Origin of the sequence: Streptomyces sp. NPDC007025, assembly GCF_042869455.1 — a bacterium.
Taxonomy (GTDB): Bacteria; Actinomycetota; Actinomycetes; order Streptomycetales; family Streptomycetaceae; genus Streptomyces.
Genome location: NZ_JBIAFT010000002.1, coordinates 529,714 through 553,985, shown reverse-complemented (window position 1 = coordinate 553,985; position 24,272 = coordinate 529,714). Strand labels below are relative to the sequence as shown.

Genomic DNA, 24,272 nt, shown 5'->3' with positions numbered 1-24,272 from the left:
TGCGCGACCCGACCCGGCACCCAGACGGTGCGGCGGGCGAGGCGGCTCAGATCGGAGTAGATACGCATACTCGGGCCGCCTCCTTTCGGTGTCATGAATCCACTTCGAGCGTAAATTAGTGGCTGCGCCCACCCGGGTCAAGAGGTGGCGGCCCGCCACCGTCCTCCGGGGCCCGCACCGCGGTCACTCTCGGCCGCCCCGACGCGACGTGCGGCCGGAGCTGTGACAGGGCACGCTACGCAGGTGCCCACACTGCCCGATCAGTTCGACCCCGACCGCTTCGCCGGACACATGATCGTCTGCGGCGACGACGCACTGGCGCATCGTCTGGCGACCGAACTCCGCGACGTCTACCGAGCCCGCGTCACACTCGTCCTCCCCGGCGGCGCGCCTGCCGGGCCTCCGCGCCTGTCCGCCCCCCGCCAGGGCCGGGCCGCCGCGCTGCTGGGACGGGTCTCGGCGGCCGTCACCGGCGGGCCGCCCGCACCGGGGGCGGATCCGCACCGGCTGGAGGCCGACGCGCTCACCGAAGAGGTACTGGAGTCGGCGGGTGTGGCCGGGGCCGCCGCGCTGGCCCTCGTCCACGACGACGACGAGACGAACATCCACGCCGCCCTGGCGGCCCGCAGGCTCAATCCGGGGCTGCGGCTGGTGATCCGGCTCTACAACCGCAGGCTCGGCCAGCACCTGGAGCAGCTCCTCGACCAGGCCGCCCTGGTGGCCCTGCCGGACCTGGACCCCGCCACCGCCGACGCGTCCACCACCGTGCTCTCCGACGCCGACACCGCCGCCCCGGCGCTGGCGGCCACGGCGATCGCGGGCACCAGCAAGATCGTCCATGCCGACGGGCTGCTGCTGCGGGCGGCGGAGCGCACCCCGTCCGGCCGCGGGGCCGCCGGCCCGGGTCTGTGCACGCTCGCTCTGCTCTCGGCGACCGTCAACGACCCGGGAGGCGAGGAGGGTTCGGACAGCAGCGGGACGGCCGGTCCCCGGCTGCTTCCCGAGCCGCAGGCGGTCTCGGCCGCCCCCGGTCGCGGCACGATCGTCCTCGAAGCGGTGGCCCGGAACCGGCCAACACCGCCGTCCGGACGCCCGGCCGGCCGGGGCCGGCCGCTCTCGGAGTTCTTCTCCCGCAGGCTGCGCTGGTCCGTCGCCGTCACCGGGCTGACCGTGTGCGCCCTCGCTCTCGTCTCCTGGCTGATCACCGGCGGCCATCTGCTCCACGCCGCCTACGTCACGCTGCTGGACCTGTTCGCCATCAACGACCCCGCGCTCGGCGAGAGCGCGGGGCGGCAGGTGCTGCAGCTGTTGACCGGGCTGGTGGGTCTCGCGCTGCTGCCGCTCCTGGTGGCGGGCGCGCTGGAGGCGCTGGGGGCGTTCCGCAGTGCCTCCGCCCTGCGCCGCCCGCCGCGCGGACTCTCCGGTCATGTCGTGCTGCTCGGGCTCGGCAAGGTCGGTACCCGGGTGCTGGCCCAGTTGCGCGACCTCGACATCCCCGTCGTCTGCGTGGAGGAGAGCCTGGAGGCGCGCGGAGTGGCCCTGGCCCGGCGCCTGCGGGTACCGACCGTGATCGGCGACGTCACCCAGGAGGGCGTCCTGGAGGCCGCCAAGACCCATCGGGCCCACTCGCTGCTCGCTCTGACCAGCTCCGACACCACCAACCTGGAGGCCGCCCTGTACGCCCGAACGGTCAAGGCGGATCTGCGGGTGGCGCTGCGGCTGTACGACGACGATTTCGCGGCCGCCGTGTTCCGGACCCTGCGTGCCACCCACCCGCACGCGCTGACCCGCAGCCGCAGCGTCTCGCACCTGGCCGCGCCTGCTTTCGCGGGTGCGATGATGGGCCGTCAGATTCTCGGTGCGATACCGGTGGAGCGCAGGGTGCTGGTCTTCGCGGCGCTGACGGTCGCCGGCCATCCGCAGCTGGAGGGCCGTACCGTCGAAGCGGCCTTCCGGCCCGGCGCCTGGCGGGTCCTCGCCCTGGACACCACGGAACCGGCCGAGCGGCGCCCCGATCTCGGCGTCCCGCGCCCGGCCGACGGGGAGCAGCGCCCGACCGGCCTGGTCTGGGACCTCCGGCCGGACTACGTCCTGCGCCCCGAGGACCGGGTCGTGGTGGCGGCGACCCGGCAGGGCCTGGCGGAGCTCCAGCCGCAGCCGCCGACCGCCGCGCCCTGAACGGCCGCGCCGTCCGGAACCGGGTGACCGGTGCGGGCCGCGTACCGGTCCGGTGGCGAGGCTGGCAGGATACGGGCCGGATCCGAACGGAAGGCACCGGTAATGGCGATCATCCATCACACCACGCTGAGCCCGACCAAGCTGGAGCTGCTCACCCGGTGGCTCCCGTCCCGGCCGTGGTTCCGCGCGGGTGGCGCCGCGGGTGGGGAGCAGCCCGCTCTCGTCAAGGCCGGAGGATTCCGGCTGGAGGACCCCTCCGGCGAGGTGGGCATCGAGTTCCTGGCGGTCACGGACAGCGCCGGGGGCGAACCGGTGACCTATCAGACGCCGATGACCTACCGGGCTGCGCCGCTCGCCGGTGCGGAGGACGCACTCATCGGCACGCTGGAGCACGGCGTGCTGGGCAAGCGCTGGGTCTACGACGCCACCTGTGATCCGGTGGCGGTGGCGCAGCTGTACGCGCTGCTCACCGGGCGGGCCGAGGCCCAGGCGCAGAGCGAGAGCGACACCCCGGACCGCACCGTCGGGGTGCGTGCGGCCACCGGCGTGCCCCTCGAGGACGCCGGTACGGGTGCGGTGATCCACGGGACGCGCTCCACCGACGTCGATCTCGTCCTCCCCGTCGGGGGGCTGCTGTGGCTCCGGTTCCTGCGCGTACCGACAGCCCACGACGTGCCGGAGACGACCGAATCCGCTGCTCACGTCACCGTCGGGTGGACGGCTTCCGACGGCCGGCCGCGGCACGGGCTGTGGTGCGCGTTGATGGACTCCCGCGAGTGATCCTTCCCGGCGACCGGCCCGCGGGCTCGCCGCCGACGAGGCGAGACCGTCACTCCGTGTGCACTGTGCGGCACTGCGACGTGACACCGGCCGATGCGGCGGCCGTGAAGATTCTCTCTCCTGGCGCCCGGACCCGCCCCGGACCGCCGCACTCCCCGTAGCCTCTTCGGTCGGGCGGGGATGCGGGGTCGTCTCCCCGCATCCCTCCGGTGACAGTCCGTGCGCGGACATCGCACGACAGCACCTCAGCCGCTGAGGCAGCGCGCGGAAGCCCGTCCCGGCCCGGAGCCCCCGCACCCCGGACAGCGAGCCGTCGGCACGGACACACGTCCGGCGCTCCGGCCGAGGGGCCGGCCCCGTCCCACCGAGCACGCCAGGTCCCGACCCGGACCACGCACCGAAACGGGAAGAACGGCATGAGGAAGAGCGGAATATCGACTGCGCTGCGTCCTGCACGCCCGGCCCCGGCCTCCGGTGGCGCCGCGGGAGGCCGTAGGCGGCGCGCCGCCTACGGGCCGGGCCGCACCGGCGAGCGGCGCCGAGCGGGTCGTGCCCTCGGCCTGACGGCGGCTGTCCTGCTCTGCGGAACGGCCGCCGGAGCGCCTGCCGCGGCGGACAGCACGGGAGCATCCGTCGCAGCCGACGGCGCCGCGAAGACCACGGCCCGCGCGCGGGTGGGCAACTCCCACATGGTGTGCAGATCGCACGACGGTGCTCTGGCGCACAAGCTCTCCCGGGCAGTCGCCGCAGCTCTGCGCCCGCACCACAGCACGACGGCGGTCGCGCTGTACGACCGCTCGTCCGGCACCTCGTGCGCGTTCCGCGCGAGCACCGGGTACGACTCGGCGAGCGTCGTGAAGGCCACCTTGCTCGGTGCGCTGCTGCGGCATGCCGAGGAAGACCACCGCGGGCTCACACCGAAAGAGAAGAAGCGCGCCACTGCCATGATCACCACCTCGGACAACGACGCCACGAGCGCGCTGTGGAACCAGGTCGGGCGCGCCGGAGTACAGCACTTCCTGGACCTGGCCGGTATGCGGGACACCGAGCCGGGCCCCCGGGGCAGCTGGGGACTCACCCAGGTCACGGCCCGGGATGAGGTGAAGCTGCTCGAGTTGCTCACCTCGGGCAACCGGGTGCTGGGCGCCGGATCCCGTGCGTACGCGCTCGGCCTGATGGGCGAGGTCGTTCCCAGCCAGCGCTGGGGTACCCCCGCCGGTGCGCCGGAGGACGCCACGGTGCAGGTGAAGAACGGGTGGCTGCCGCGTGCCACCCATGGTTGGCGCATCAACAGTGTCGGCGCCTTCACCGACGGCGGCCACGACTACGGAATCGCCGTGCTGTCCCAGGACAACAGGACGATGGCCGATGGTGTCGACACCGTCGAGGCCGCGTCCCGCGCGATCCACCGGCAGCTGGCCCGCTGAGATCCCCCCGCCGCAGGCCCGGCAGTCGAGCCCACCGGTGGATGTTCCGCATCTGTTCGCTGGGGGATCCCCTCACGACGGCCTCCGAGGAGCTCCGCGGTCATCAATCTCGTACCGAGGGACTGAACGCCTGTACAAGAGTCCCGATGACCGTCAGCACTGCACCCCCGTGGCGGGCAGGACTGGGGCATCCCAGGGGCTGGCCACGGGCCGGCAGCCGCCCGAGGTGCGCCCAGCCCGGACGCCCCGGTCTCCCGGAGACCGGGGCGTCCGGGACTTCCGGCGGGTGCGTGTCCGTGCCCGACGGCGGAGGACTCGCTCATGACCGCGCCGGGCGGTGGTCCGCGGTGCGCCTACTCCGTGCGCAAGGCGGCAGCCGTCCGCATCCGGGCCGCCCACCGGGCCGGCAACAGCGCCCCGAGGACAGCGATGACCAGCCCGCCCAGGCACAAGAGCACCAACTCCGGCGCCTGATACACGGCGAGCACCGTATCCGGCAGGCGCAGTCCCGCGCTGTCACCCATCGCGGGCAGCACCCAGCCGTGCAGGGCCACCCCCAGGGGCACCCCGAGGGCGCCGCCGGCCAGGCCGGTCACGACGACCGAGGTGAGGACCATGCTGGTGGTCTGGCGCGGAGTCATGCCGAGCGCCTTGTGGATGCCCAGCTCGCGGACCCGCTCACGGATGTCGAGGAGCACACCGCTCAGTACACCGAGCGCGGCGACCGCAAGGAGCATCAGGGTCAGCAGCGCGGACAGGGAGTTGAGGGTGACGACCATCTCGCTTCCGCCCTCGGAGCCGCCCACGTCAGCGGTCAGACCCAGCGGGCGCAGTTCCTTGTTCAGGGCGTCCGTGTAACTGCTCGCGTCCGTACCGGACGTGACCGCGATGTGGTGGGCCGTGGGCGCGAGGCCCGGTTCGGCGGACTTGAGCGTCGCCGCGTCCGTGAGCACCTGCATGCCGTCGTGGCGAGGGTCGAGGATCTCGCCCACGATGCGCACCGTGACGGGCGCCCGGCGGCCGTCGAGGGTGACGACGTCGCCCACCTGCCGCCCGGTCGCGGTGAGGAATCCGGTCGGTACGACGGCCTCCCCGGGCTTGTGGAACCAGCGTCCGCCGACCATCGCGTACCCGGCCCACGAGGCATCGCCGGTGAACGCGGTGACACGGGTCGAGCCGGACACACCGGCCACTGTCGCCGAGGTGGTGGCCGTGCCGAAGTATGCCCGGGTGCCGGGCTGTTCCCCGATCACCTTGCTCGGATCGGCCTGCCGCGTCTTCTTGCCCGGGAACGGGGGGTGGAGGACGCCGATGGTGACATCCGCGGCGTCGTGGTCCCGGGCCGCCATCACCTCTCCGAGAGAGGAGCCCAGGCCCACCGTGAAGGTGACGGCGATGGCGCCGAACACGATCGCCGTGCCCATGGCCAGAGTGCGGGCGGGCCGGGCGAAGGGCCGCGTCAGGCCGAGCGCGACCGGACGGGGCACGGGCAGCCGTGCCGCCAGGCGTGCCGCCCGCCGGCCGCGGCCTGCTTGCCGGCCGCGGCCCGTGGCGAGCGCGTCGACGGTACGCAGTCGGCCCGCCCGCCAGGCGCCGGCGCACGCGGTCGCGGTCACGAGACCGAGCACCCCGGCGATCACGGCCGCGTCCACCCACGGCTCCACCCCCAACCCGCTGGTGCCGTAGACGTCTTCGGCGTCGGACGGGATCGGGACGGCGAGCAGGTGACCCGTCACCACGCCGAGCGCCGTGCCCATGAGCGTCGGCAGCAGGGCCTGGCCCAGGTAGGCGCGTACGACCTGGGCGGGAGTGAAGCCGATCGCCTTGAGGATGCCGATCCGGTGGATGCCGGAGCCGACCGTGGTAGCGACCACATTGCCCACGATGAGCACCGACATGACCAGACCGAGCACCCCGAACGCCACCAGGAAGGGGACATAGAGCGCCGTGTCCCGTTCGGCGTGCTTCTTCACGGTGAGCCACGACTGGGACCCGGCGACCGCCTTCGCGGGAAGCTGTGCGGTCACCGCCTTGCGGCCGGCCGCGACCTGGCCGGCGGTGTCCGCCGCGGCGAAGCGGTACAGCATCTGGCGGCCGTTCGCCTGCCCGGGCGGGGTGAGGGCGGTGAGCTGCGCCGGGGTGACCCAGGCTTCGGCGGTGCCGGTCGCGGAGCGGGCCGTGCCGACCACCTCGAGGGCCGGACTGCCCGGCAGATCGGGGAAGGTGACCTGCCGGCCGACGACCGAGGAGTTCCAGCCGCCGGCCGGCAGCACGATCTCGCCCCGGCCGGTGACCCATCGGCCCGCGGTCAGGGCGAGGCGGTCGACGGTTCCGCCCGGCTCGGCTCGTCCGACCACGCTCATCGGCACCTCGGGGAAGCCGTCGGAGAAGCGCGGGGTGAGCGTAGCCGTACGGAAGGGACCCGCCGCGGCACTCACCCCGGCGGCGTCGCCGGTGGCCCGCAGTTCGGCGTCGCCGGTGCCCGGCGCGTACTGCACGGACAGGTGCGCACCGTCCTGCCGCGCGAAGGCAGCGTCGAACGGCCCGCTGGAGGCAGCAAGCAGCGATCCGGCGAGCACGGAAGAGGCCACGGCCAGCAGCGCGGCGAGCGCGATCACCAAAGTCTGCACGCGTCGCCGCCCGACCCCGGAGCGGACGACACGACTCAGGGCGCCCGCGTGTCCACGCAGCGGCCCTCGGCGTCCGGCGCTCAACGGACCGCCTCCGCACAGGAGTCGGCAGCGATCCTGCCGTCGGCGAGGTGGATCGTACGGGTCGTGCACGCCTGGGCCAGGGCCACATCGTGGGTGACCAGGACAACGGTCTGGCCGTCGGCGTGCAGAGCGCGCAGCAGGTCGCTGACGTCCTCGCCGGATGCCGAGTCCAGGGCCCCGGTCGGCTCGTCGGCCAGCAGCAGCGGCGGCCGGTTCATCAACGCCCGTGCCACCGCGACGCGTTGCTGCTCACCACCCGAGAGCCGGCCGGGATGGGCGCGGGCATGCCGGTCGATGCCCAGGCTCTCCAGGAGCTCCGCCGCCCGCCGGTACGCCGAGCCGCGCGCCATACCGGCAAGTTGGGCGGGCAGCACCACATTGTCGGTGACGGTCAGATCGTCGAGCAGATGGAAGAACTGGAACACCATGCCGATCTTGGCCCGCCGGAAGCGGGCCGCCGCCGCTTCACCGAGCCCGTCGACCCGCACGCCGTCCACAGTGACCGTCCCCGCGTCCGGCCGGTCCAGGCCCGCGATCAGATTGAGCAGTGTGGACTTGCCGCTGCCCGACGGCCCGAGAATCGCGACGGCCTCACCGGCCTGCACGGTCAAGGAGGTGTCCTGCAGGGCGGGCAGTCCCTCGGAAGCTGCGTCGTAGCGGCGGCTCACGTCGCGCAGTTGGACCACTGGCGTGGTGGGCATGGGGTTCTCCTCGAGTCCGGATGTTCCGCCCGGCTGGGCCCGACCGACGCTAGGAGCGGGGAGAGCCACGCCGCGTCGGCAGCCGGACCCATGTCGGCGGAACGCGAGGACGACATCCCGGCATGGGTCCTCCTTGAGGAGTAGTCGTGCGGCGTACGCGAGTGATCTGCGGGAACGATGCCAGGCGCAGGGCTGCTCGGCGAGAATGGCCCGATGAACACAGCGCCCGTGGCAGCCAGGCTGAGCGACGGCATCGCCCTGCTACGGCGACCGACAGGTCCGCCGCACTGCCCTGCCCGGCGCAACCTGGTCTTCGACGTGCTGCTCGCCCTGGCCATCGGCGGCGTCGTACTCCACTGGGCCGTGCACAACGGCGCGGAACAGCTGCGCAACTCGCCCGACGGCATCGCCACACTCGTGCTCGGCTCGGAGATCGGCATCGAGATCACCGTGGTGGCGCTGACAGTTCTCGCCTGGGCGCCCTTGGTCCTCCGCCGCCGATACCCCCTGGCAGTGCTGTGGATCGTGACGGCCGCGGCCGTGCTGACGCCGGCCGGCGCACAGCGGACCACCTTCTACGCGATCGTCATCGCCGCCTACACGGCCGCCGTCTACAGCCCCTACCGGGCCGCCGCACTGCTCAGCCTGCCGGTGACCGTGTGCACCATCGGCACGGACGAGCACACCCGCATCATGGGCGCGATGACCTCGCCGCCCATCGTCCCCACCCAGTACGTCCCGCTGCTCATCCTCATCCCGCTGATCTTCGCGGCGAACGGCATGCGCACCTGGAAGCTGCGTACCGCAGCGAGCCAGGACCGGGTGTCGGCCCTGGAACGCGAACGTGCCGAGGAGCTGCGCCGCGCCACCGAGCAGGAGCGAGCCCGCATCGCGCGCGAGTTGCACGACGTCGTCACGCACAACGTGAGCATGATGACCATCCAGGCGGGCGCCGCCCGCAAGGTCATGGACCTCGCTCCCCACGAGGCCCGCGAGGCCCTCCTCGCCGTCGAGGCGGCCGGCCGCTCGGCGCTGACCGAACTGCGCCACACCATGGGCCTGCTCTCCATGAACGACCCACCGGATCCCGACCAGCCGACCGCCCCCGACCTCACCCCACAGCCAGGTCTCGACCAGCTGGATTCCCTCGTCGACCGCATGCGCCACACCGGAGTGCCCGTCACCCTCACCATGTCCGGCACCCCACGCGACGTCCCCTCGGGCATCGGACTGACCGCCTATCGCGTCGTCCAGGAAGCCCTGACCAACACCGTCAAGCACGCCCATGGAGCGCAGGCGAAGGTGAACGTCGACTACGCCGACGACCACCTGAAGGTCGAGATCGCCGATACCGGCGGCGCCCCCTCGCCCACTGCGGCCACCGGCAACGGCCGCGGCCTGCTCGGCCTGCGCGAGCGCCTGTCCGTCTACGACGGCGCCCTGCACACCGGGCGCCGCCTGACCGGCGGCTACCGCGTCAGGGCCCACATCCCCCTGCCTCCTGTGGAGACCGTGTGAATGCGCCTCTGCGTGTGGTGGTCGCCGACGACCAGGCGCTCGTACGCACCGGCTTCCGGTTGATCCTCATGGCCGACGGCATCGAGGTGGTCGCCGAGGCCGCAGACGGCGAGGAAGCGGTCGAGGCCGTGGCCCGCACCCGGCCCGACGTCGTCCTGATGGACATCCGCATGCCCGAGCTGGACGGCCTGGAGGCCACCCGCCACATCCTCACCGGCGCCCCCGACGAGCCCCGCGTGATCATGCTGACCACCTTCGACCTCGACGATCTGGTCTACGCCGCGCTCGCCGCCGGAGCCAGCGGCTTCCTGCTCAAGGACGTCACCCCTGAGCACCTGGTCGCCGCCGTCCGCTTGGTCCGCACCGGCGACGCCCTGCTCGCACCGGCCATCACCCGCCGCCTCGTCGAGCGCTACGCGCGCCCCGCCGCCGCGCCCGCCCCCGACAGCCCCCCGCACCGCGACCTGGAAGCGCTCACCCCACGCGAACTGGAAGTCCTGCGCCTGCTGGCCCAGGGCCTGAACAACGCCGAACTCGCCGAGCGTCTCTTCCTGTCCGAGACGACCGTGAAGACCCATGTCGGCCGCATCCTGGCCAAGCTCCGACTCCGTGACCGCGTCCAGGCCGTGGTCACGGCCTACGAAACCGGACTGGTCAGCCCCAAGGCAGCCGGGTAGGCGCGCCTTGCCGGGGATCCGGCCTGCCCCGATGCGGGGCAGGCCGACCTTCTCCAGCACCGTCTCGAACTGCGGCGGGTCGCCACGCTGCCCCGCCGGCACCACGATCGACACGGACTTGTGGCCCTGTCCTCGTCCGCGATTCCCGGACCAGCCGACGCTGGGACACCCGGCGGGCCGGCCGGCCGGAGCAGACCACAGGCGGTCAGAGGGAGTCGCCGAGGGTGTCAGCGAGGCGCTGCCGTACCGCGCGCGAGGCCGGGAGCAGGGAGACGGCGACCGCGCCCGTCACCACTGCCGCCACCAGGAGGAGCAGTACCGCGGGCGGAGGGTACTGGGCGATCCCGGCGCCGATGCCGCTGGAGCGGCCCTGCAGGTCGATCAGCCATCCCGACACGAGGACGCCCGCCGCCGTGCCGACCAGGGCCGCGGCCAGGGCGGTGAAGCTGGTCCCGGCCACGATCACCGCGATGATCTGCCGTGGCGTCAGCCCGACGGCCCGGAGGGCGAGCAGGTCCCGGCGCCGGTCGCGTACTCCCGCGGCGATCGTCGTCGACAGTTCGGCCAGGCCGATCAGTGCCAGCACGGTCACCAGTCCGCCCAGCACTCCGTGCACGGGCAGCAGTTCGTGCACCGGGTTGGGGATCTCCCGTACGTCCACCCGGCCCTCGGCCGCCGAGGAGAGTCCGGCGGCGACGGCGGCGGGGTCGGCGTCCTGGTCCAGGACGAGGTGGTAGAAGCCGGGGTGCGGAGCGGCACCGCCCGCGCGCAGGGTGTCGAGGGTGGTCGAGATGACCCGGCCGTCCTCCTCCGGTTCGATGCTGCGCCCGACGAGGTGCAGCACCTGCGGACGGCCGCCGACCGTCACCCGCACCCAGTCGCCGACCCGCACGTCCAGCAGGTCGAGCAGGCCCTGTCCGGCGACCGCCTCGTGGGACCGGTGCGGGGCACGCCCGTCGGCGATGGTGAGCGGGTAGGGGTCCCGGTCCATGCCGAGGCCCCGTAGCGTGATCGTGCTGGTCTGGCCGGGCACCAGCGCCTTGGCCTCGGCCCCCGGGTAGGCCGCGGTCACCTCAGGCCGCTCGGCGACCATCCGCGCCGCGGCGTCGTCGTCGAGGTTGTCGCCGCGCACGGTGAGCGCGGCGGGGATGCCCACTTTCTCCGGGTGGTGCTCCAACCGGTCCAGGGTGGTCCAGGCGCCCAGCACGATGGTGATCAGCAGCAGAGGGACGGCCAGCCGCGCGACCGCGGCGCAGGATCGCGCGCGGGAGTGGAAGGCGCCCCGCCAGCCGAGGACGAGCGCGGGTGGCAGCCGCAGGCCGAGGGCGCGCCGTACGGTGCCGGGCATCCGGCGGACGGCGGGGGTGGCGGGCCGGGCGACCGGTACCGGCGGGACCCGGCCGACGCGCCAGGCGGCGAGTGCGGTCGTACCGGTGATCAGGAGCAGCGCGCCGAGCGGGATCGCCAGCGGCACCCAGGCGTGTGCGGGGAGCGCCTGCCACAGCCGCATGGCTTCGCCGAGCCGTCCGGGCATCCGCGGCCCGAGGACTTCGGTGAGCAGGGCGCCGCAGGCCACACCGAGCAGACCGAGCGCTGCGTGTTCGAGGAAGAAGGTGCGGATGAGCTGGCCGGGGGTGAAGCCGATGGCCTTGAGGATCGCGATGTCCCGCAGGTGGCCCCGGATGCTGGTGCTGATGGCTCCGGCGACGGCGAGCGAGGCCGCGAGCAGCGCGCTGAGGCCGAAGAGCCCGAGGAGCAGCCCCAGGAGCCGGCCGCCTCCCTCGGCTTCCTCCCGCGCCTGCTGCCAGGTGGAGACGGTGACGATCCGGTCGTCGCCGAGTTGGGTGACCGCGCGCTGGACGACGAAGTCGGTGTCCTCCGGGTCGTCGAGCCGCAGCCCGATGGTCTGCCCGAGCTGGTCGTCCTCGTGCTCGATGTGCGGCAGGGTGTTCGGCAGCACCCAGCCGATGCCGGGGGCGCGGCCCGGGCTGTACCGCTCCTCGGCGGATTCCGCGACGCCGGTGACGCGCAGGGCGTGCGCGGTGCCGCGGGAGTCGTGAACGCGCAGCACGTCACCGGGTTCGGCCCACAGGGCGCGGGCCAGCGAGCTCTCCAGCACGATGCCCTCGGCCGGGTGCGCGGGGGCGCGCTCGGCGGGAGCCGCGCGTATCGCGTCCGTGCTGCGGCGCGCCGCCTGCGGGGGCCGGGCCCCGGCATCCGGTGCGGCGGTACCGGTCGGGGTCCGCCGGCCGGTACCGGCCGCGTCGTCCTCCTGGAGCCAGCGGCCCTCGGTGATCAGCGGGCGGGCCACTTTCGGCGGTTCGGGGCCTGCGCCGCGGAGCTGGATCCTCGCCCTGGTGCCGCCGAGCTCCGCGGTGGCGGACGCGGTGCGGAACGCGCGGGAGGCGGACTCCACGCCTTCGAGTCCGGCCAGTGCGCCCGCGTCGGCCTCGGTCGTGGTCTGGATCCAGATGTGCGCGCCGTTGGACTCGGTGAACACCCGCTGCCAGGGGCTGGCCCCGTAGGCGAGGAACGCGCCCGACAGCAGCAGGGACATGGTGACCCCGGCGGTGGCGAGGAGAAGGAACAGCGCCTCGCCGCGGCGCGCCCGCAGATCGGCGCGCACCCAGCGCGCCATGGCCCGCACCGGGTCAGCCCTTCAGCTCGAGCGTGCCGGACACGCCACCCGCGGGCCGGCCGGCCGAGGATCCGCCGCCCAGTGCCGCATCGTCGACGATCCGGCCGTCGAAGAGGCTGATCGCCCGGTCCGCTGCGCTGGCCACGCGCGCGTCGTGGGTGACCAGGACGATGGTCTGGCCGCGCTGGTGGTAGCGGGACAGCAGCCGCAGCACCTCCCGGGTGCCTTTGCTGTCCAGGCTGCCGGCGGGTTCGTCGGCCAGCAGCAGGCTGGAGCGGTTGACCAGCGCGCGGGCGAGTGCGACGCGCTGCTGCTCCCCGCCGGAGAGTTCGCCGGGGGTGCTGTTCTCCCTGCCTTCCAGGCCGAGGTCGTCGAGCAGTTCGGCGCGCTTGGCGCGGGCCTGGCGCGGGGTGCTCCCGGCGAGCAGCGCGGGCAGTTCGACGTTGTCGGCCACGGTCAGGTGGGAGATGAGGTTGAAGAACTGGAAGACGATGCCGATGCGGCGCCTGCGCAGCACGGCCCAGCGGGCCTCGCTGTAGGTGTCGACCCGCTCGCCCTCCAGCCAGATGCGTCCGCGGTCGGGCTTGTGCAGTCCGCCCAGCAGGTGGAGCAGGGTGGACTTGCCCGCTCCGGACGGGCCGGTGATCGCGACGAACTCGCCGCGTTCGATCCGCAGGTCCACGCCCCGTACGGCTTTGACGGGGGCGCCGGCCTCGGTTCGGTGCATCTTGACCAGGTCCTCGGCCAGCACGACCGGGGTGGCGGCCTGGGCCGGTATGCCTTCGCCGTCGGCGTCCCGCGCCCCCCGAACCTCGCGGCTCATTCCTGCTCCTCCAGCTGTTCCAGCTCCTCCTGGCAGCGCTCGAGCCAGTCGAGATCCGCCTGAAGGTGCAGCATCGCCCCTTCGATGAGCAGCTGTGCGACCCGGTTGTCCCGGTCCTCGGCCGCGGCGAGTCTGGAGAGATCACGCATCGCGTTGAGGTAGTGGCGGCGCTGCTTGTTGATGAGGGTGACCTGGTCGGCCATCCCCGTGCCGGGGGCGGCGGCGAGCTTCATGAAGAACTCGTCCCGTACCCGGGGTTCCTCGGTCGGCTCGTCGAGCCACGCGGCCACCGCTTCCCGTCCCGCGTCCGTGAGCTGGTAGGTGCGCTTGTTCGGCCGGCTCGACTGTGCGATGTCCTCGCCTTCGATGAGTCCGGCCTTCTCAAGTCTGCCGAGGGTGACGTAGACCTGCCCGATGTTGGGCTGAGGGTACGCGGCGCCCAGGAGCTTCTCAAGAGCCTGCTTGAGTTCGTATCCGTGGGCCGGGCCCCTGGCGAGCAGCGCCAGCAGGGTCAGACGCACGCTCGCCCTCCTCCGTGGTCGCCGTTACCTTCGCGTCAGCCGTCCGCTCCCTGGTTGTGAGCCGGATCGCCCCCGTATCCGTCCGCGACGTCTAGTATCGCGCATGCCTAACAGGTATACAGGGGCGGACGCCGACGAGGGCAGGTCGGCGCCGGTGCGCCAGGGAGGAACCTATGCGGTGGAGGCGAGCCGCGGGTAGGGGGCTCCTGGCCGCGGTGCTGGTCCTGGCCGGGTACACGGGCGCGGGTGGCCGGGCCGGTGATCCTGCGGTCGGCGCCTCCGGGGCGGGTTCCGCGGCGGGCCGCGGGCCGCTGACGCTGGTGACGGGCGGGGATCTGACCGGCTATCTGCGCGGCGTCCTGGACGACTGGAACCGCGGGCATCCGGCCGAGAAGGTCACGCTGGTCGAGCTGCCGGAGGGCGCGGACGAGGTCCGCGCGCAGATGGCGACGAGCCTGCGCTCGGGCAGCGACCGGTACGACGTGCTCAACATCGATGTCGCCTGGACTTCCGAGTTCGCCGCCGCGGGCTGGATCGCCCCGCTCGACTCCGGCCGCTTCCCGCTCGATCGGTTCCTGCCGCCCGTGGTGGACACCGCCACCTTCGGCGGGCGGCTGCACGCGCTGCCGTATGTGACCAACGCGGGCCTGCTCTACTACCGCAAGGACATCCTGGAACGGGAGGGCGAGGCGCCGCCGCGCACCTGGGCGGAGCTGGAGCGGCTCGCGAAGACGGTCGCGCCGAAGTACGGACTGGACGGCTACGCGGGGCAGTTCCTGCCCTACGAGGGGCTCACGGTCAACGCGGTCGAGGCCGTGCGGTCGGCAGGCGGCTCCTTCCTCGCCGACGAGGGGGAGCGGGTCACGGTGGACTCCCCCGCCGCCCGGGTCGGTATCGGCTTCCTGGCCCGGGGCGTGCGGGAGGGGTGGATCCCGAAGGAGGCGCTCGCCTACAAGGAGGAGGAGTCCCGCCGCGCCTTCCAGGAGGGGAAGCTGCTCTTCCTGCGCAACTGGCCGTATGTGCACAAGACGGCCGGCGCCGCCGACTCGAAGGTCGCGGGGAAGTTCGGGGTGGTGCCGCTGCCCGGGCCCGACGGGCCGGCGGCCGGGGTGCTGGGCGGCTCCAACCTCGCCGTCAACGCGCACTCCCGGCACAAGGCGTCGGCCGCAGCGCTGTTGAGCTATCTGACCAGTGAAAAAGTCCAGCGGCGGGTGCTGACCGAGGGCGCGCTGCCGCCGGTGTGGGCCGACCTCTACACCGATCCGGCGCTGGTGCGCCGGTATCCGTATCTGCCCACGCTCCGCAAGAGCGTGCTCGCGGCCCAGCCGCGGCCCAAGAGCCCTCGGTACGAGCAGGTGAATCTGGCGGTGCAGGCCGTCGTGCACGACGCGATGGCGCAGCGGGTGACGCCGAAGCAGGCGGTGGCCCGGCTGGAGCGGGAGCTCGAGGCGATCGTCCGCCGCGGCTGAACATCCGCACCGCAGTTCCCTCTCTCCTCTCCCGGCTACTTACGCGTTCAGTAGCACCAGACCCAGGAATCGTTGGGCATACCTGGGCAATACCCGCATGTTACCGCGGAGTTTCACGTCAACTCATTGACACCTGTTCGACATGGCTACATAACATGCATGCATAACGTGCGATCAACGAGAACAGGCGCCACGCATGCACATAGCCACGGCCACCACATCCCAGCGCTGGTGGCGCGACGCGGTGATCTACCAGGTCTACGTCCGCAGCTTCCTCGACAGCACCGGGGACGGCGTCGGAGACCTGGCCGGGGTCCGGGCCGGACTCCCGTACCTCAAGAAGCTGGGCGTGGACGGAGTCTGGCTCAGCCCGTTCTATCCCTCGCCGCACCACGACCACGGCTACGACGTCGCCGACTACCGCGACGTGGACCCGCTCTTCGGCGACCTGCGGGAGTTCGACCTCCTGGTGGCGGACGCCCACCGGCTCGGCGTGCGCATCGTGCTCGACATCGTCCCCAACCACTGCTCCAGCCGGCATCCCTGGTTCCGCGCCGCGCTCGCGGACCGCCCCGGCGGGCTGGACCGCGCCCGCTTCCACTTCGCCGACGGGCGCGGACCGGACGGCGCGCTGCCGCCCAACAACTGGCGCGCCATGTTCGGTGGCCCCGCCTGGTCCCGGGTGACCGAACCGGACGGCCGCCCCGGCCAGTGGTATCTGCACCTGTTCACCCCCGACCAGCCCGACCTCAACTGGCGCGATCCGCGGGTGGGCAGCGAATTCACCGACGTACTGCGCTTCTGGCTGGACCGCGGCGTCGACGGCTTCCGCATCGACGTCGCCGCGGGTCTGTACAAACACCCAGCACTCCCCGACTCCCCCGACCCCGAGGCGGACGAGCGCGCCCGCGACTCGGTCAACCCCCTGGCCTGGAACCAGCCCGAGGTGCACCAGGTGTGGCGCGACTGGCGGGCGGTGTGCGACGAGTACGCCGCGCGGGACGGGGCCGACCGGCTGCTGGTCGGCGAGGTGTCGGTGCCGACCGCCCGCGAGCACGCCGAGTACGTCCGCGCGGACGAACTGCACCAGGCGTTCTTCTTCGACCTGCTCAGCGCCGAATGGGACGTGGACGCCTTCCGGAAGGCCATCTCCGAGGCGCTCACCGACATCGCCGGCACCGGCACCACCGTCACCTGGGTGCTCAACAACCACGACCAGGTCAGGACGGTCACCCGGTACGCCGGGGAGAGCACCACCGTCGGTCCCGCCCGCGCCCGGGCCGCCGCGCTGCTGATGCTGGCGCTGCCCGGCGCCGCCTACATCTACCAGGGCGAGGAACTGGGCCTGCCCGAGGTGGTCGACCTGCCCGACGAGGTGCTCACCGACCCCATCTACCTCAGGACCGGCAGCCGCCGGCACATCCGGGACGGCTGCCGGGTGCCGCTGCCGTGGTCCGGACACGCCTCGCCGTTCGGCTTCACCACCACCGACAGCACCGCGCGGCCGTGGCTGCCGCAGCCCGAATGGTTCGCCGAGCACGCCACCGAACGGGCGCTCGCCGACACCCGCTCCTTCTGGCACCTCTACCGCGACGGGCTGCAGCTGCGCCGCGGTCTGCCGCAGCTCGGCGAGGGAAGCCTGCGCTGGCTGGAGACCGAACCCCAGGTCCTGGCCTTCGTCCGCGGCGACGGCCTGGTCTGCGCGGTCAACTTCGGCCTCGACCCGGTACCGGCGCCCGTCACCGGAACTCCGCTGCTCGCCAGCGGGGACTGCCCACCGGGAATCCTTCCCGGCTCCACCACCGCCTGGTGGATCAGCGATCTGCCCGACCACTCCGCACACTCCCCGAAGGGAAACACACCATGAGCAGCACCCGCACCAGACGACGGACAGCGACGGCCACCGCCGCGGCGCTCGGCCTCGCCCTCACCGCGACCGCCTGCGGCGGCAGCGACAGCAGCTCCGGCTCGGGCTCCCAGGAGCTGAAGGGCCAGACGGTCACGGTCGCCGGGGTGTGGACCGGCACCGAGCAGAAGAACTTCAAGAAGGTGCTGGACGCCTTCTCCGAGAAGACCGGCGCCACCACCAAGTTCATCTCCACCGGCGACAACGTCTCCACCGTGGTCGGCAGCAAGATCGAGGGCGGGAACGCACCCGACGTGGTGATGGTGCCGCAGCCCGGCGTGCTCAAGCAGTTCGCCGGCAAGGGCTGGCTCCAGCCGCTGTCCGCCAAGGTCCGGGACACGGCCGAGAGCAACTTCGCACCGGTGTGGCAGGACTACGGCACCATCGGCGACAAGTACTACGGCCTCTACTTCAAGGCTTCCAACAAGTCGACGGTCTGGTACAGCCCCGACGCCCTCTCGCAGGCCGGCGTCCAGCCACCGAAGAGCTGGGACGCGATGCTCAAGGCCGGGCGGACGGTCTCCGACTCCGGGCTGCCCGCCTTCTCCGTCGCCGGAGAGGACGGCTGGACCCTCACCGACTGGTTCGAGAACATCTACCTCTCCCAGGCGGGACCCGAGAACTACGACAAGCTCGCGGCGCACAAGATCTCCTGGACCGACCCGAGCGTGGTCAAGGCCCTGACCACCCTCTCCGAGCTGTTCAAGGACAAGAAGCTGGTCGCCGGCGGCGGCAAGGGCGCGCTGCGCACCACCTTCCCCGAGTCCGTCGAGCAGGTCTTCGGCGACGACCCCAAGGCCGGGATGGTCTACGAGGGCGACTTCGTGGGCGCCACCATCTCCGGGGACCTGAAGAAGAAGGTCGGCGAGGACGCGAAGTTCTTCCCCTTCCCCGCGGTCGCGGACGGGAAGCCGCCGGTGGTCGGCGGCGGTGACGCGGCCACGGTCCTCAAGTCCGGCAAGCACCGCAAGGCCGGGATGAAGCTCGTCGAGTTCCTCGCGACGCCCGAGGCCGCCGAGATCTGGGCCGGGGCCGGAGGCTTCCTCTCCCCCAACAAGAGCGTGAAGCCGGAGGCGTACCAGGACGACGTCACCCGCAAGACCGCCGACTCGCTGATCAAGGCCGGGAACGCAGTCCGCTTCGACATGTCGGACCAGGCACCGGCCGCCTTCGGCGGCACCGCCGGCACCGGCGAGTGGAAGCTGCTGCAGGACTTCCTGCGCGACCCGTCCGACCCCAAGGGCACGGCCCGCAAGCTCGAGGCCGCCGCGGCCAAGGCGTACAAGGACTGAGGCCCGGATGCCAGCCACTCCTGTGCAGGCCCCCGACCGCCCGGCACCGCTGCCGGGCGGGCCGGGGCCGGCCGCCGGCGAACCGAAGGACAGCCCGCGCCGCCGGGCCGCGCACCGCCGGCGCCTGATCGCCCTGCTCTTCCTGCTCCCCGCGCTGCTGCTGCTCGGGGCCCTGGTCGCGTACCCGATCCTCTTCACCGCCGGGCGCAGCCTCTTCGACGCCTCGGGCACACGCTTCGTCGGCGTGGAGAACTACACGGAGATGTTCCGTGACCCGGCCACGCTCAAGGCGATACGCAACACCACCATCTGGGTCGTCATCGCGCCGCTGGTGCTGACCGGGCTCGGCCTGATCCTCGCCGTGCTGACGGAGAAGATCCGCTGGGCCACCGCGTTCAAGCTGGTGCTGTTCATGCCGATGGCGATCTCCTTCCTCGCCGCGGGCATCATCTTCCGCGTCGTCTACGAGCAGGACCCCGACCGGGGTGTGCTGAACGCGGTCGCCGTCGGTGTGCACGACGCCTTCGACGAGAGCGCCGGCTATCCGAACGCGCGCCCCAAGGACGCCACCGCGCTGGCCAAGGACAAGGGCGGTGCGTACACGACGAAGGACAAGGCGTCGCCGGGCAACACGGTCAACCTCGGCCTGGTCGGCGTCCCGCCCAAGGACCTGCCCGAGGACGCCGAGCCCGCGCGCGCCGCGTCGAAGGCCACCGCCGGCGGTGACGAGCTGCGCGGCGTGGTCTGGGTGGACTTCACCCTCGGCGGCGGTGGCAGGCCGGGACAGGTGGACCCGAAGGAGAAGGGCCTGCCGCAACTGGCGCTGGAGGCGGTCGACGCGTACGGGAAGGTCGTGGCCGAGACGACCACCGCGGCCGACGGTTCCTACCGCTTCCAGGGCCTCTCGGGCGGCGACTACGCCGTCCGGCTGCCCGCGAAGAACTTCGCCGAGCCCTACGGGGGCGTGGAGTGGCTCGGTCCCACTCTCATCACCCCGGCGATCATCGGCGCCTACCTGTGGATCTGGACGGGCTTCGCGCTGGTGCTGATCGGGGCGGGGCTCTCCGCCATGCCGCGGGATGTGATCGAGGCCGCCAAGATCGACGGCGCGAACGAGTGGCAGATCTTCCGCAGGATCACCGTGCCGCTGCTGGCCCCCGTGCTCGGGGTGGTCTTCGTGACCCAGGTGATCAATGTGATGAAGGTCTTCGACCTCGTCTACATCATCGCCCCCGGTCCGGTGCAGCAGGACGCCAACGTCCTGGCGCTGCAGATGTGGCTGGTCTCCTTCGGCGGCGGCAACAACCAGGGCCTGGGAAGTGCGCTCGGCGTCCTGCTGCTGCTTCTGGTGGTACCCGCCATGATCCTCAACATTCGACGCTTCCGCAGGAGCAACTCATGACCGCCCTCCCCACCTCGGCTCCCACCAGGCCCGGGCGAGCGCGGCCGGTGACCTGGCTGCTGCGGCAACTGAGCCGCGGCCTGGTGCAGTTCCTCCTCGTGGTCGTCGGACTGCTGTGGCTCACCCCGGCCTTCGGGCTCTTCATCGGCTCACTGCGACCGGACGAGGACAATGCGGCCAGCGGCTGGTGGAACGCTCTCACCGACCCCGGCAGCCTGTCCTTCGATGGCTACAGTGCGCTGCTGGAGAACTCGGGCATCGTCGACTCCTTCTGGAACACCGTCATGATCTCGGTGCCCGCCACGGTCACCGTCGTGGTGGTGGCGGCGCTGGCCGGATACGCCTTCGCCTGGCTGGACTTCCCCGGCCGGGACGCGATCTTCCTGGTCGTGGTGGGCATGCTCGTGGTGCCCGTCCAGGTCGGCCTGCTGCCGGTGGCCAAGATGTTCGGCGCGGTGGGGCTCTTCGGCACGATCCCGGGCGTGGTCCTCTTCCACGTCGCCTACGGGCTGCCGTTCGCCGTCTTCCTGCTGCGGAACTACTTCGCGGAGATCCCGCGCGAGATGCTGGAGGCCGCCCGGATGGACGGCGGCAGCGAGTGGCGGATCTTCGTCCGGCTGGTGCTTCCGCTGGGCCGTCCGGCGATCGCGTCCCTGGCGATCTTCCAGTTCCTGTGGGTGTGGAACGACATGCTGGTGTCGCTGATCTTCGCCGACAGCCAGTCGCAGCCGCTGACGGTGGCCCTGCAGTCGGAGATGCGGCAGTTCGGCAGCAACATCGGCGTGCTGGCGCCCGGCGCCTTCCTGTCCCTCGTGGTGCCGGTGGCGGTCTTCTTCGCCTTCCAGCGGCACTTCGTCCAGGGGGTCATGGCCGGCTCGGTGAAGTGACCCGCAGATGAGCTGAGCTGGACCGCGTCGGCCGACCGACCGGTTGCCGCCCTCTCGCAGCCCGGCCAGTGCCCGCCACTGGTCGGGCCGGACGTCTTCGCGGAGCCGCGGAGCGCCCCGCATGCCGCACGCAGGGCCCGGAACTATTCGGTTGCCCGTGCGCTGTCCGCTCGGATAGGAAGCTCGTGTGCTGAGAGGGCGAACGATCGGGCTCAGGGCCCGGCACGAGGAAGACATCCCGGTCCTGCGGACCGAGCTCTACGACGACGTGGTCAACGCAGCACGGGCGGAGGGCGAGCCCTGGCGGCCGCTCACACCCGGCACCAAGGACCCGCGGCTCGTGGTGGACGACACCGCGCAGGGGTGGGTCCAGTTCTCCGTGGTCGAGCTGGAGGGCGGCACCCTCATCGGCACCGCGACGCTGTGGGGCATCGACAGCCACCACCGGTCCGCGCACATCGGCCTGGGGCTGCTGCCGTCCGCGCGCGGCAAGGGCTACGGCACCGACGTGGTCGCGGCGCTGTGCCACTACGGCTTCGTCGTGCGCAGCCTGCGGCGACTGCAGGTCGAGACGCTGCCGGACAACACCGCGATGCTGCGCTCCGCGGAGCGCAACGGCTTCGTGCGCGAGGGCGTGCTGCGCTCGTCGGCCTGGGTGCTGGGCGAGTTCCTGGACGAGGTGGTGCTCGGGCTCCTCGTCGAGGACTGGAAAGCGGAACCGGAGAGCCGGTAGGGGCAACCGGATCCCTGCCGGCTGGTCGGCACGGCAGCAGGATCAGCTCTGCCCTCCGGCGGCCCGGGTCAGCCCGGGCCGCCGGAGCCCCGGCCGGTCCGTCAACGGCCCTGGAGCGCCTTGACGTTGTCGCCGAAGGTCCAGTTCTTCGAGCCGTCCCAGTTCAGTGACCAGGTCATCAGGCCTTTGAGCCGGCCGTCGTAGTGATGCCACGCCTGGGCGACCTGGGAGGGCGCCAGGTGGCCGCCGCCCGCGCCGGGCTGCGCGGGCAGACCGGGGACCTGCTTGTCGTAGGGCACGCGGATCGTGGTGCCCTGGATCACCAGGCCTCTGTCGAGGCAGTCGGTCTGCGCCGTGAAGCCCTGGACGGTGCCCGCGGAGTAGGAGTCGCCGCTGCAGCCGTACATGCTGCCGTTGTAGTACTGCATGTTCAGCCACCACAGCCGGCCGTTGTCGGCGTACTTCTTGACGATCGGGAGGTATGCGCCCCAGATCGAGCCGTACACGACGCTGCCGCCGGTGACATACGCCGTCTCGGGCGCCATCGTCAGGCCGAACTGCGGCGGCATCCGGTCCAGGACGCCGTCGATGATGTGGACGAGGTTGGCCTGCGAGGTCGAGAGCCGGCTGATGTCGCCGCTGCCGGTGAGGCCGGTTTCGATGTCGATGTCGATGCCGTCGAAGTTGTACTCCTTCAGGATCGGCACGATGGTCTCCACGAACCGGTCGGCGACGGCGCGCGAGCTGAGGTCGATGCCCGCCGTGGCACCGCCGATGGACATCAGCAGCGTCTGGCCCTGCTCCTTGGCCCGGCACATCTCGGCCGGGCTGGCGACCTTGACGGTGGAGTCCATGCCGTCCTCCCACAGCACGGTGCCGTCCGAACGGATGACGGGGAAGGCCGCGTTGAGGACGTTGTAGCCGTGGGAGCGGATCCGGGAGTCGGTGACGGGAGTCCAGCCGAAGGGCGGATGGACGCCGTTGGCGGCGCCGTCCCAGTTCTCCCAGTAGCCCTGGAGGACCTTTCCGGACGGCTTGCCCTGCACCGGGCAGGTCTCGGCGGCCCGGCCGTCCGGTGCCGCGGGGTGCGGGCGTTCGGCCGCGTGCGGGGCCGCGGCGGTGAGGAGCTGGACGACACAGGCGACCACCACGCCGATACCGAGCAGGTACCGGGGGCGTCGTCTGCGCGCGGGCGCTGGGTGCATGGCGTGTTCCCTCCGCCTGGTGTGGGGTTCCCCAAAGAGTTCTGCGGTCCAGACCATTCGTCAATAGGTCTGGACCATAATGCGCTGAGTGCGCAGCGATTTCCCCTCCCGCCGGAGAACCGTTCGCCGCTCACCCGCATCGAACACACCAGGCGCTGACCCGGCCCTCGGGCAGCGGATGCGGACAGAGCAGGCGAACTGGCGGTGGACGTGCGGAACGGGACGGCGGACGACGGGCGAACGGCGAGCCGTGGCCAGGGGCGAGGAGACGGCGCGGGACACGCGCCGCGACGCGGCGTGCCGCGGACGGCGTGCGCCGTCCTGTACGGCGACGGACGCCGACTGTTCGGCCTGGCGGCACGGGCGGCCGGACTGGCAGCGCTGGGCGGCCTGCTGGTCACGGCCCTCGGCTTCCTGGTCGCCTGGCCCGCGTTCATCGAGATGCGCCGGGGAGCGATCACGGCCCGCCGCATGGAGGACTCCTACGCTCCGTCCGGACTCCTGGTCCAGGACCTGTGGCTGATCACTCTGGCCGGACTGCCGTTCCTGGTGCTGCTGCTGCATCTGGGCTGCGCGGCCGTGCAGACCGCCGCCTCTCGGGCGGTGGCCGACCGGGAGGACGGCGACCACCCGGAAGGCCTCCGCGGACGCGCCGGCTCCCCCGCCACGGACGTCTCCGCGCACCCGGCCGGAGGGCGGGAGCGCGGACGGTTCGGCGCGGTGCTGGGGGCGTATCTGCTGCGCGCAGGGGGCGTGTGGGCACCGCTGGTGACCGGAATCCTGGTGTCCGAGTACTTCACCACCACCCTGTTCAGGGAGTACACGGCGCTCGTCCCCAAGTGGGAATACCCCACCCGGTTCGCGCTGCTGCATGACGGCGCACCCCTGCTGGGCCTGGCGATCACGCTGGTACTCCGGCTCGGCTGGGCCCTGGCTCCGGCGGCCGCGGCGGCGGAGCAGCTGGGCCCGCTGGGCTCGCTGCGCCGGTCCTGGTCGCTGGTGTGGGGCGGGGCCACCGCCTGGCTGCGCACCCTGGCCGCCGCGCTGCCGCTGGGCGCGCTCACCGTCGGCGCGTACCTCATGCTGCACGCCGCCGCCCGGCCGCTGCGCCCGGGGGCTTCGGCACTCTTCCTGGCGTGGGGCACGGACAACACCTACACCGCCTACTGCGTCGGGATCCTCGCCCCGATCGCCGCCGCGCTGCTGCTGACCGGGGTGCTGACCCTGCCGCCGGCCCATGTCGTCCTGGCCGTGCTCCGCCACCGGCTCGCCCGGGCGCGGGAGCGGCGGGCGACGGGCACCGCGGCCAGCGCCCCGGGCCGGGGGTGAGACCGGGACCGGGCCCTGTCCGCTCGGGGCCCGCCGGGGGCCGCGCGCCGCCGCCCGGCCCCCGCTGCGGAT

Annotated in this window: 18 protein-coding genes; 12 read left to right on the top strand and 6 right to left on the bottom strand. The window is 72.4% G+C overall.

Annotated elements, in window-relative coordinates:
- The first annotated feature begins 291 nt into the window (after positions 1 to 291).
- From ACFYMO_RS06070 to ACFYMO_RS06060, 3 genes are all read left to right on the top strand, one after another.
- Positions 292 to 2,178 carry an NAD-binding protein gene (locus ACFYMO_RS06070; protein WP_366772864.1) on the top strand — a complete coding sequence of 629 codons (1,887 nt, stop codon included), beginning with the start codon at positions 292 to 294 and terminating at the stop codon, positions 2,176 to 2,178.
- Positions 2,179 to 2,280: 102 nt separating this feature from the next.
- The gene (locus ACFYMO_RS06065) at positions 2,281 to 2,958 is read left to right on the top strand and encodes a 1,4-alpha-glucan branching protein (RefSeq protein WP_366772815.1); all 678 of its coding nucleotides are present in this window, start codon (positions 2,281 to 2,283) and stop codon (positions 2,956 to 2,958) included.
- Between the two features lie 416 nt (positions 2,959 to 3,374).
- Positions 3,375 to 4,385, top strand: a complete 1,011-nt coding sequence (locus ACFYMO_RS06060) for a serine hydrolase (RefSeq protein ID WP_388544525.1) — start codon at positions 3,375 to 3,377, stop codon at positions 4,383 to 4,385.
- A 353-nt stretch (positions 4,386 to 4,738) separates the two neighbouring features.
- Here ACFYMO_RS06060 and ACFYMO_RS06055 read toward each other — a convergent pair whose 3' ends face one another.
- Both ACFYMO_RS06055 and ACFYMO_RS06050 read right to left on the bottom strand, forming a co-directional pair.
- The gene (locus ACFYMO_RS06055; protein ID WP_388544522.1) at positions 4,739 to 7,015 is read right to left on the bottom strand and encodes an ABC transporter permease; all 2,277 of its coding nucleotides are present in this window, start codon (positions 7,013 to 7,015) and stop codon (positions 4,739 to 4,741) included.
- A gap of 80 nt (positions 7,016 to 7,095) precedes the next feature.
- Positions 7,096 to 7,800, bottom strand: a complete 705-nt coding sequence (locus tag ACFYMO_RS06050) for an ABC transporter ATP-binding protein (protein ID WP_366772812.1) — start codon at positions 7,798 to 7,800, stop codon at positions 7,096 to 7,098.
- Between the two features lie 213 nt (positions 7,801 to 8,013).
- On the opposite strand from ACFYMO_RS06050, the gene ACFYMO_RS06045 reads away from it, so the two are divergent.
- Together ACFYMO_RS06045 and ACFYMO_RS06040 are read left to right on the top strand one after the other, a co-directional pair.
- The gene (locus ACFYMO_RS06045) at positions 8,014 to 9,318 is read left to right on the top strand and encodes a sensor histidine kinase (RefSeq protein ID WP_388544519.1); all 1,305 of its coding nucleotides are present in this window, start codon (positions 8,014 to 8,016) and stop codon (positions 9,316 to 9,318) included.
- Positions 9,315 to 9,995 carry a response regulator gene (locus tag ACFYMO_RS06040; RefSeq protein WP_388544516.1) on the top strand — a complete coding sequence of 227 codons (681 nt, stop codon included), beginning with the start codon at positions 9,315 to 9,317 and terminating at the stop codon, positions 9,993 to 9,995. Before ACFYMO_RS06045 ends, ACFYMO_RS06040 begins: the two co-directional genes overlap by 4 nt.
- A 205-nt stretch (positions 9,996 to 10,200) precedes the next feature.
- Here ACFYMO_RS06040 and ACFYMO_RS06035 read toward each other — a convergent pair whose 3' ends face one another.
- The 3 genes from ACFYMO_RS06035 to ACFYMO_RS06025 are packed head-to-tail and all read right to left on the bottom strand — an operon-like array spanning position 10,201 to position 13,977.
- On the bottom strand, positions 10,201 to 12,633 hold the full coding sequence (locus tag ACFYMO_RS06035; RefSeq protein WP_366772809.1) for an FtsX-like permease family protein: 2,433 nt from the start codon (positions 12,631 to 12,633) through the stop codon (positions 10,201 to 10,203).
- A 13-nt stretch (positions 12,634 to 12,646) separates the two neighbouring features.
- Positions 12,647 to 13,456 (bottom strand): ABC transporter ATP-binding protein, encoded by an 810-nt coding sequence (locus ACFYMO_RS06030; RefSeq protein WP_388544513.1) that lies wholly within the window; start codon positions 13,454 to 13,456, stop codon positions 12,647 to 12,649.
- On the bottom strand, positions 13,453 to 13,977 hold the full coding sequence (locus ACFYMO_RS06025) for a PadR family transcriptional regulator (RefSeq protein WP_019359665.1): 525 nt from the start codon (positions 13,975 to 13,977) through the stop codon (positions 13,453 to 13,455). The genes ACFYMO_RS06030 and ACFYMO_RS06025 overlap by 4 nt, the downstream gene beginning before the upstream one ends.
- 173 nt (positions 13,978 to 14,150) lie before the next feature.
- Between ACFYMO_RS06025 and ACFYMO_RS06020 the strand changes: the two genes are divergently transcribed.
- The 6 genes from ACFYMO_RS06020 to ACFYMO_RS05995 all read left to right on the top strand — a co-directional run bounded on the left by ACFYMO_RS06020 (position 14,151) and on the right by ACFYMO_RS05995 (position 21,666).
- Positions 14,151 to 15,446 carry an ABC transporter substrate-binding protein gene (locus ACFYMO_RS06020; RefSeq protein ID WP_366772807.1) on the top strand — a complete coding sequence of 432 codons (1,296 nt, stop codon included), beginning with the start codon at positions 14,151 to 14,153 and terminating at the stop codon, positions 15,444 to 15,446.
- Between the two features lie 196 nt (positions 15,447 to 15,642).
- Positions 15,643 to 17,313 (top strand): alpha-amylase family glycosyl hydrolase, encoded by a 1,671-nt coding sequence (locus tag ACFYMO_RS06015; RefSeq protein ID WP_366772806.1) that lies wholly within the window; start codon positions 15,643 to 15,645, stop codon positions 17,311 to 17,313.
- Entirely contained in the window at positions 17,310 to 18,644 is a 1,335-nt protein-coding gene (locus ACFYMO_RS06010) for an ABC transporter substrate-binding protein (protein WP_366772805.1), read from the top strand. Before ACFYMO_RS06015 ends, ACFYMO_RS06010 begins: the two co-directional genes overlap by 4 nt.
- 7 nt (positions 18,645 to 18,651) lie before the next feature.
- Entirely contained in the window at positions 18,652 to 20,046 is a 1,395-nt protein-coding gene (locus ACFYMO_RS06005; RefSeq protein WP_388544509.1) for an ABC transporter permease subunit, read from the top strand.
- Positions 20,043 to 20,933: a carbohydrate ABC transporter permease gene (locus tag ACFYMO_RS06000; protein ID WP_366772803.1), complete on the top strand. Its 891-nt coding sequence runs from the start codon at positions 20,043 to 20,045 to the stop codon at positions 20,931 to 20,933. Before ACFYMO_RS06005 ends, ACFYMO_RS06000 begins: the two co-directional genes overlap by 4 nt.
- Positions 20,934 to 21,120: 187 nt before the next feature.
- Positions 21,121 to 21,666, top strand: a complete 546-nt coding sequence (locus tag ACFYMO_RS05995) for a GNAT family N-acetyltransferase (protein WP_388544506.1) — start codon at positions 21,121 to 21,123, stop codon at positions 21,664 to 21,666.
- 101 nt (positions 21,667 to 21,767) lie between these two features.
- Here the strand turns inward: ACFYMO_RS05995 and ACFYMO_RS05990 are convergent, their stop codons facing one another.
- Entirely contained in the window at positions 21,768 to 22,871 is a 1,104-nt protein-coding gene (locus ACFYMO_RS05990) for a chitinase (protein WP_366772801.1), read from the bottom strand.
- 297 nt (positions 22,872 to 23,168) lie between these two features.
- Here ACFYMO_RS05990 and ACFYMO_RS05985 point away from each other — a divergent pair, with 297 nt between their 5' ends.
- Positions 23,169 to 24,200, top strand: a complete 1,032-nt coding sequence (locus ACFYMO_RS05985; RefSeq protein WP_366772800.1) for a hypothetical protein — start codon at positions 23,169 to 23,171, stop codon at positions 24,198 to 24,200.
- Positions 24,201 to 24,272 lie beyond the last annotated feature (72 nt).

What these genes read in the sequence shown, in the direction of transcription:
- ACFYMO_RS06070 (WP_366772864.1), top strand. Translation starts at nt 292, where the DNA reads ATGATCGTCTGCGGCGACGACGCACTGGCGCATCGTCTGGCGACCGAA.
- ACFYMO_RS06020 (WP_366772807.1), top strand. Translation starts at nt 14,151, where the DNA reads ATGCGGTGGAGGCGAGCCGCGGGTAGGGGGCTCCTGGCCGCGGTGCTG.
- ACFYMO_RS06005 (WP_388544509.1), top strand. Translation starts at nt 18,652, where the DNA reads ATGCCAGCCACTCCTGTGCAGGCCCCCGACCGCCCGGCACCGCTGCCG.
- ACFYMO_RS06045 (WP_388544519.1), top strand. Translation starts at nt 8,014, where the DNA reads ATGAACACAGCGCCCGTGGCAGCCAGGCTGAGCGACGGCATCGCCCTG.
- ACFYMO_RS06035 (WP_366772809.1), bottom strand. Translation starts at nt 12,633, where the DNA reads ATGGCGCGCTGGGTGCGCGCCGATCTGCGGGCGCGCCGCGGCGAGGCG.
- ACFYMO_RS06030 (WP_388544513.1), bottom strand. Translation starts at nt 13,456, where the DNA reads ATGAGCCGCGAGGTTCGGGGGGCGCGGGACGCCGACGGCGAAGGCATA.
- ACFYMO_RS06060 (WP_388544525.1), top strand. Translation starts at nt 3,375, where the DNA reads ATGAGGAAGAGCGGAATATCGACTGCGCTGCGTCCTGCACGCCCGGCC.
- ACFYMO_RS05990 (WP_366772801.1), bottom strand. Translation starts at nt 22,871, where the DNA reads ATGCACCCAGCGCCCGCGCGCAGACGACGCCCCCGGTACCTGCTCGGT.
- ACFYMO_RS06015 (WP_366772806.1), top strand. Translation starts at nt 15,643, where the DNA reads ATGCACATAGCCACGGCCACCACATCCCAGCGCTGGTGGCGCGACGCG.
- ACFYMO_RS06000 (WP_366772803.1), top strand. Translation starts at nt 20,043, where the DNA reads ATGACCGCCCTCCCCACCTCGGCTCCCACCAGGCCCGGGCGAGCGCGG.
- ACFYMO_RS06050 (WP_366772812.1), bottom strand. Translation starts at nt 7,800, where the DNA reads ATGCCCACCACGCCAGTGGTCCAACTGCGCGACGTGAGCCGCCGCTAC.
- ACFYMO_RS06010 (WP_366772805.1), top strand. Translation starts at nt 17,310, where the DNA reads ATGAGCAGCACCCGCACCAGACGACGGACAGCGACGGCCACCGCCGCG.
- ACFYMO_RS06065 (WP_366772815.1), top strand. Translation starts at nt 2,281, where the DNA reads ATGGCGATCATCCATCACACCACGCTGAGCCCGACCAAGCTGGAGCTG.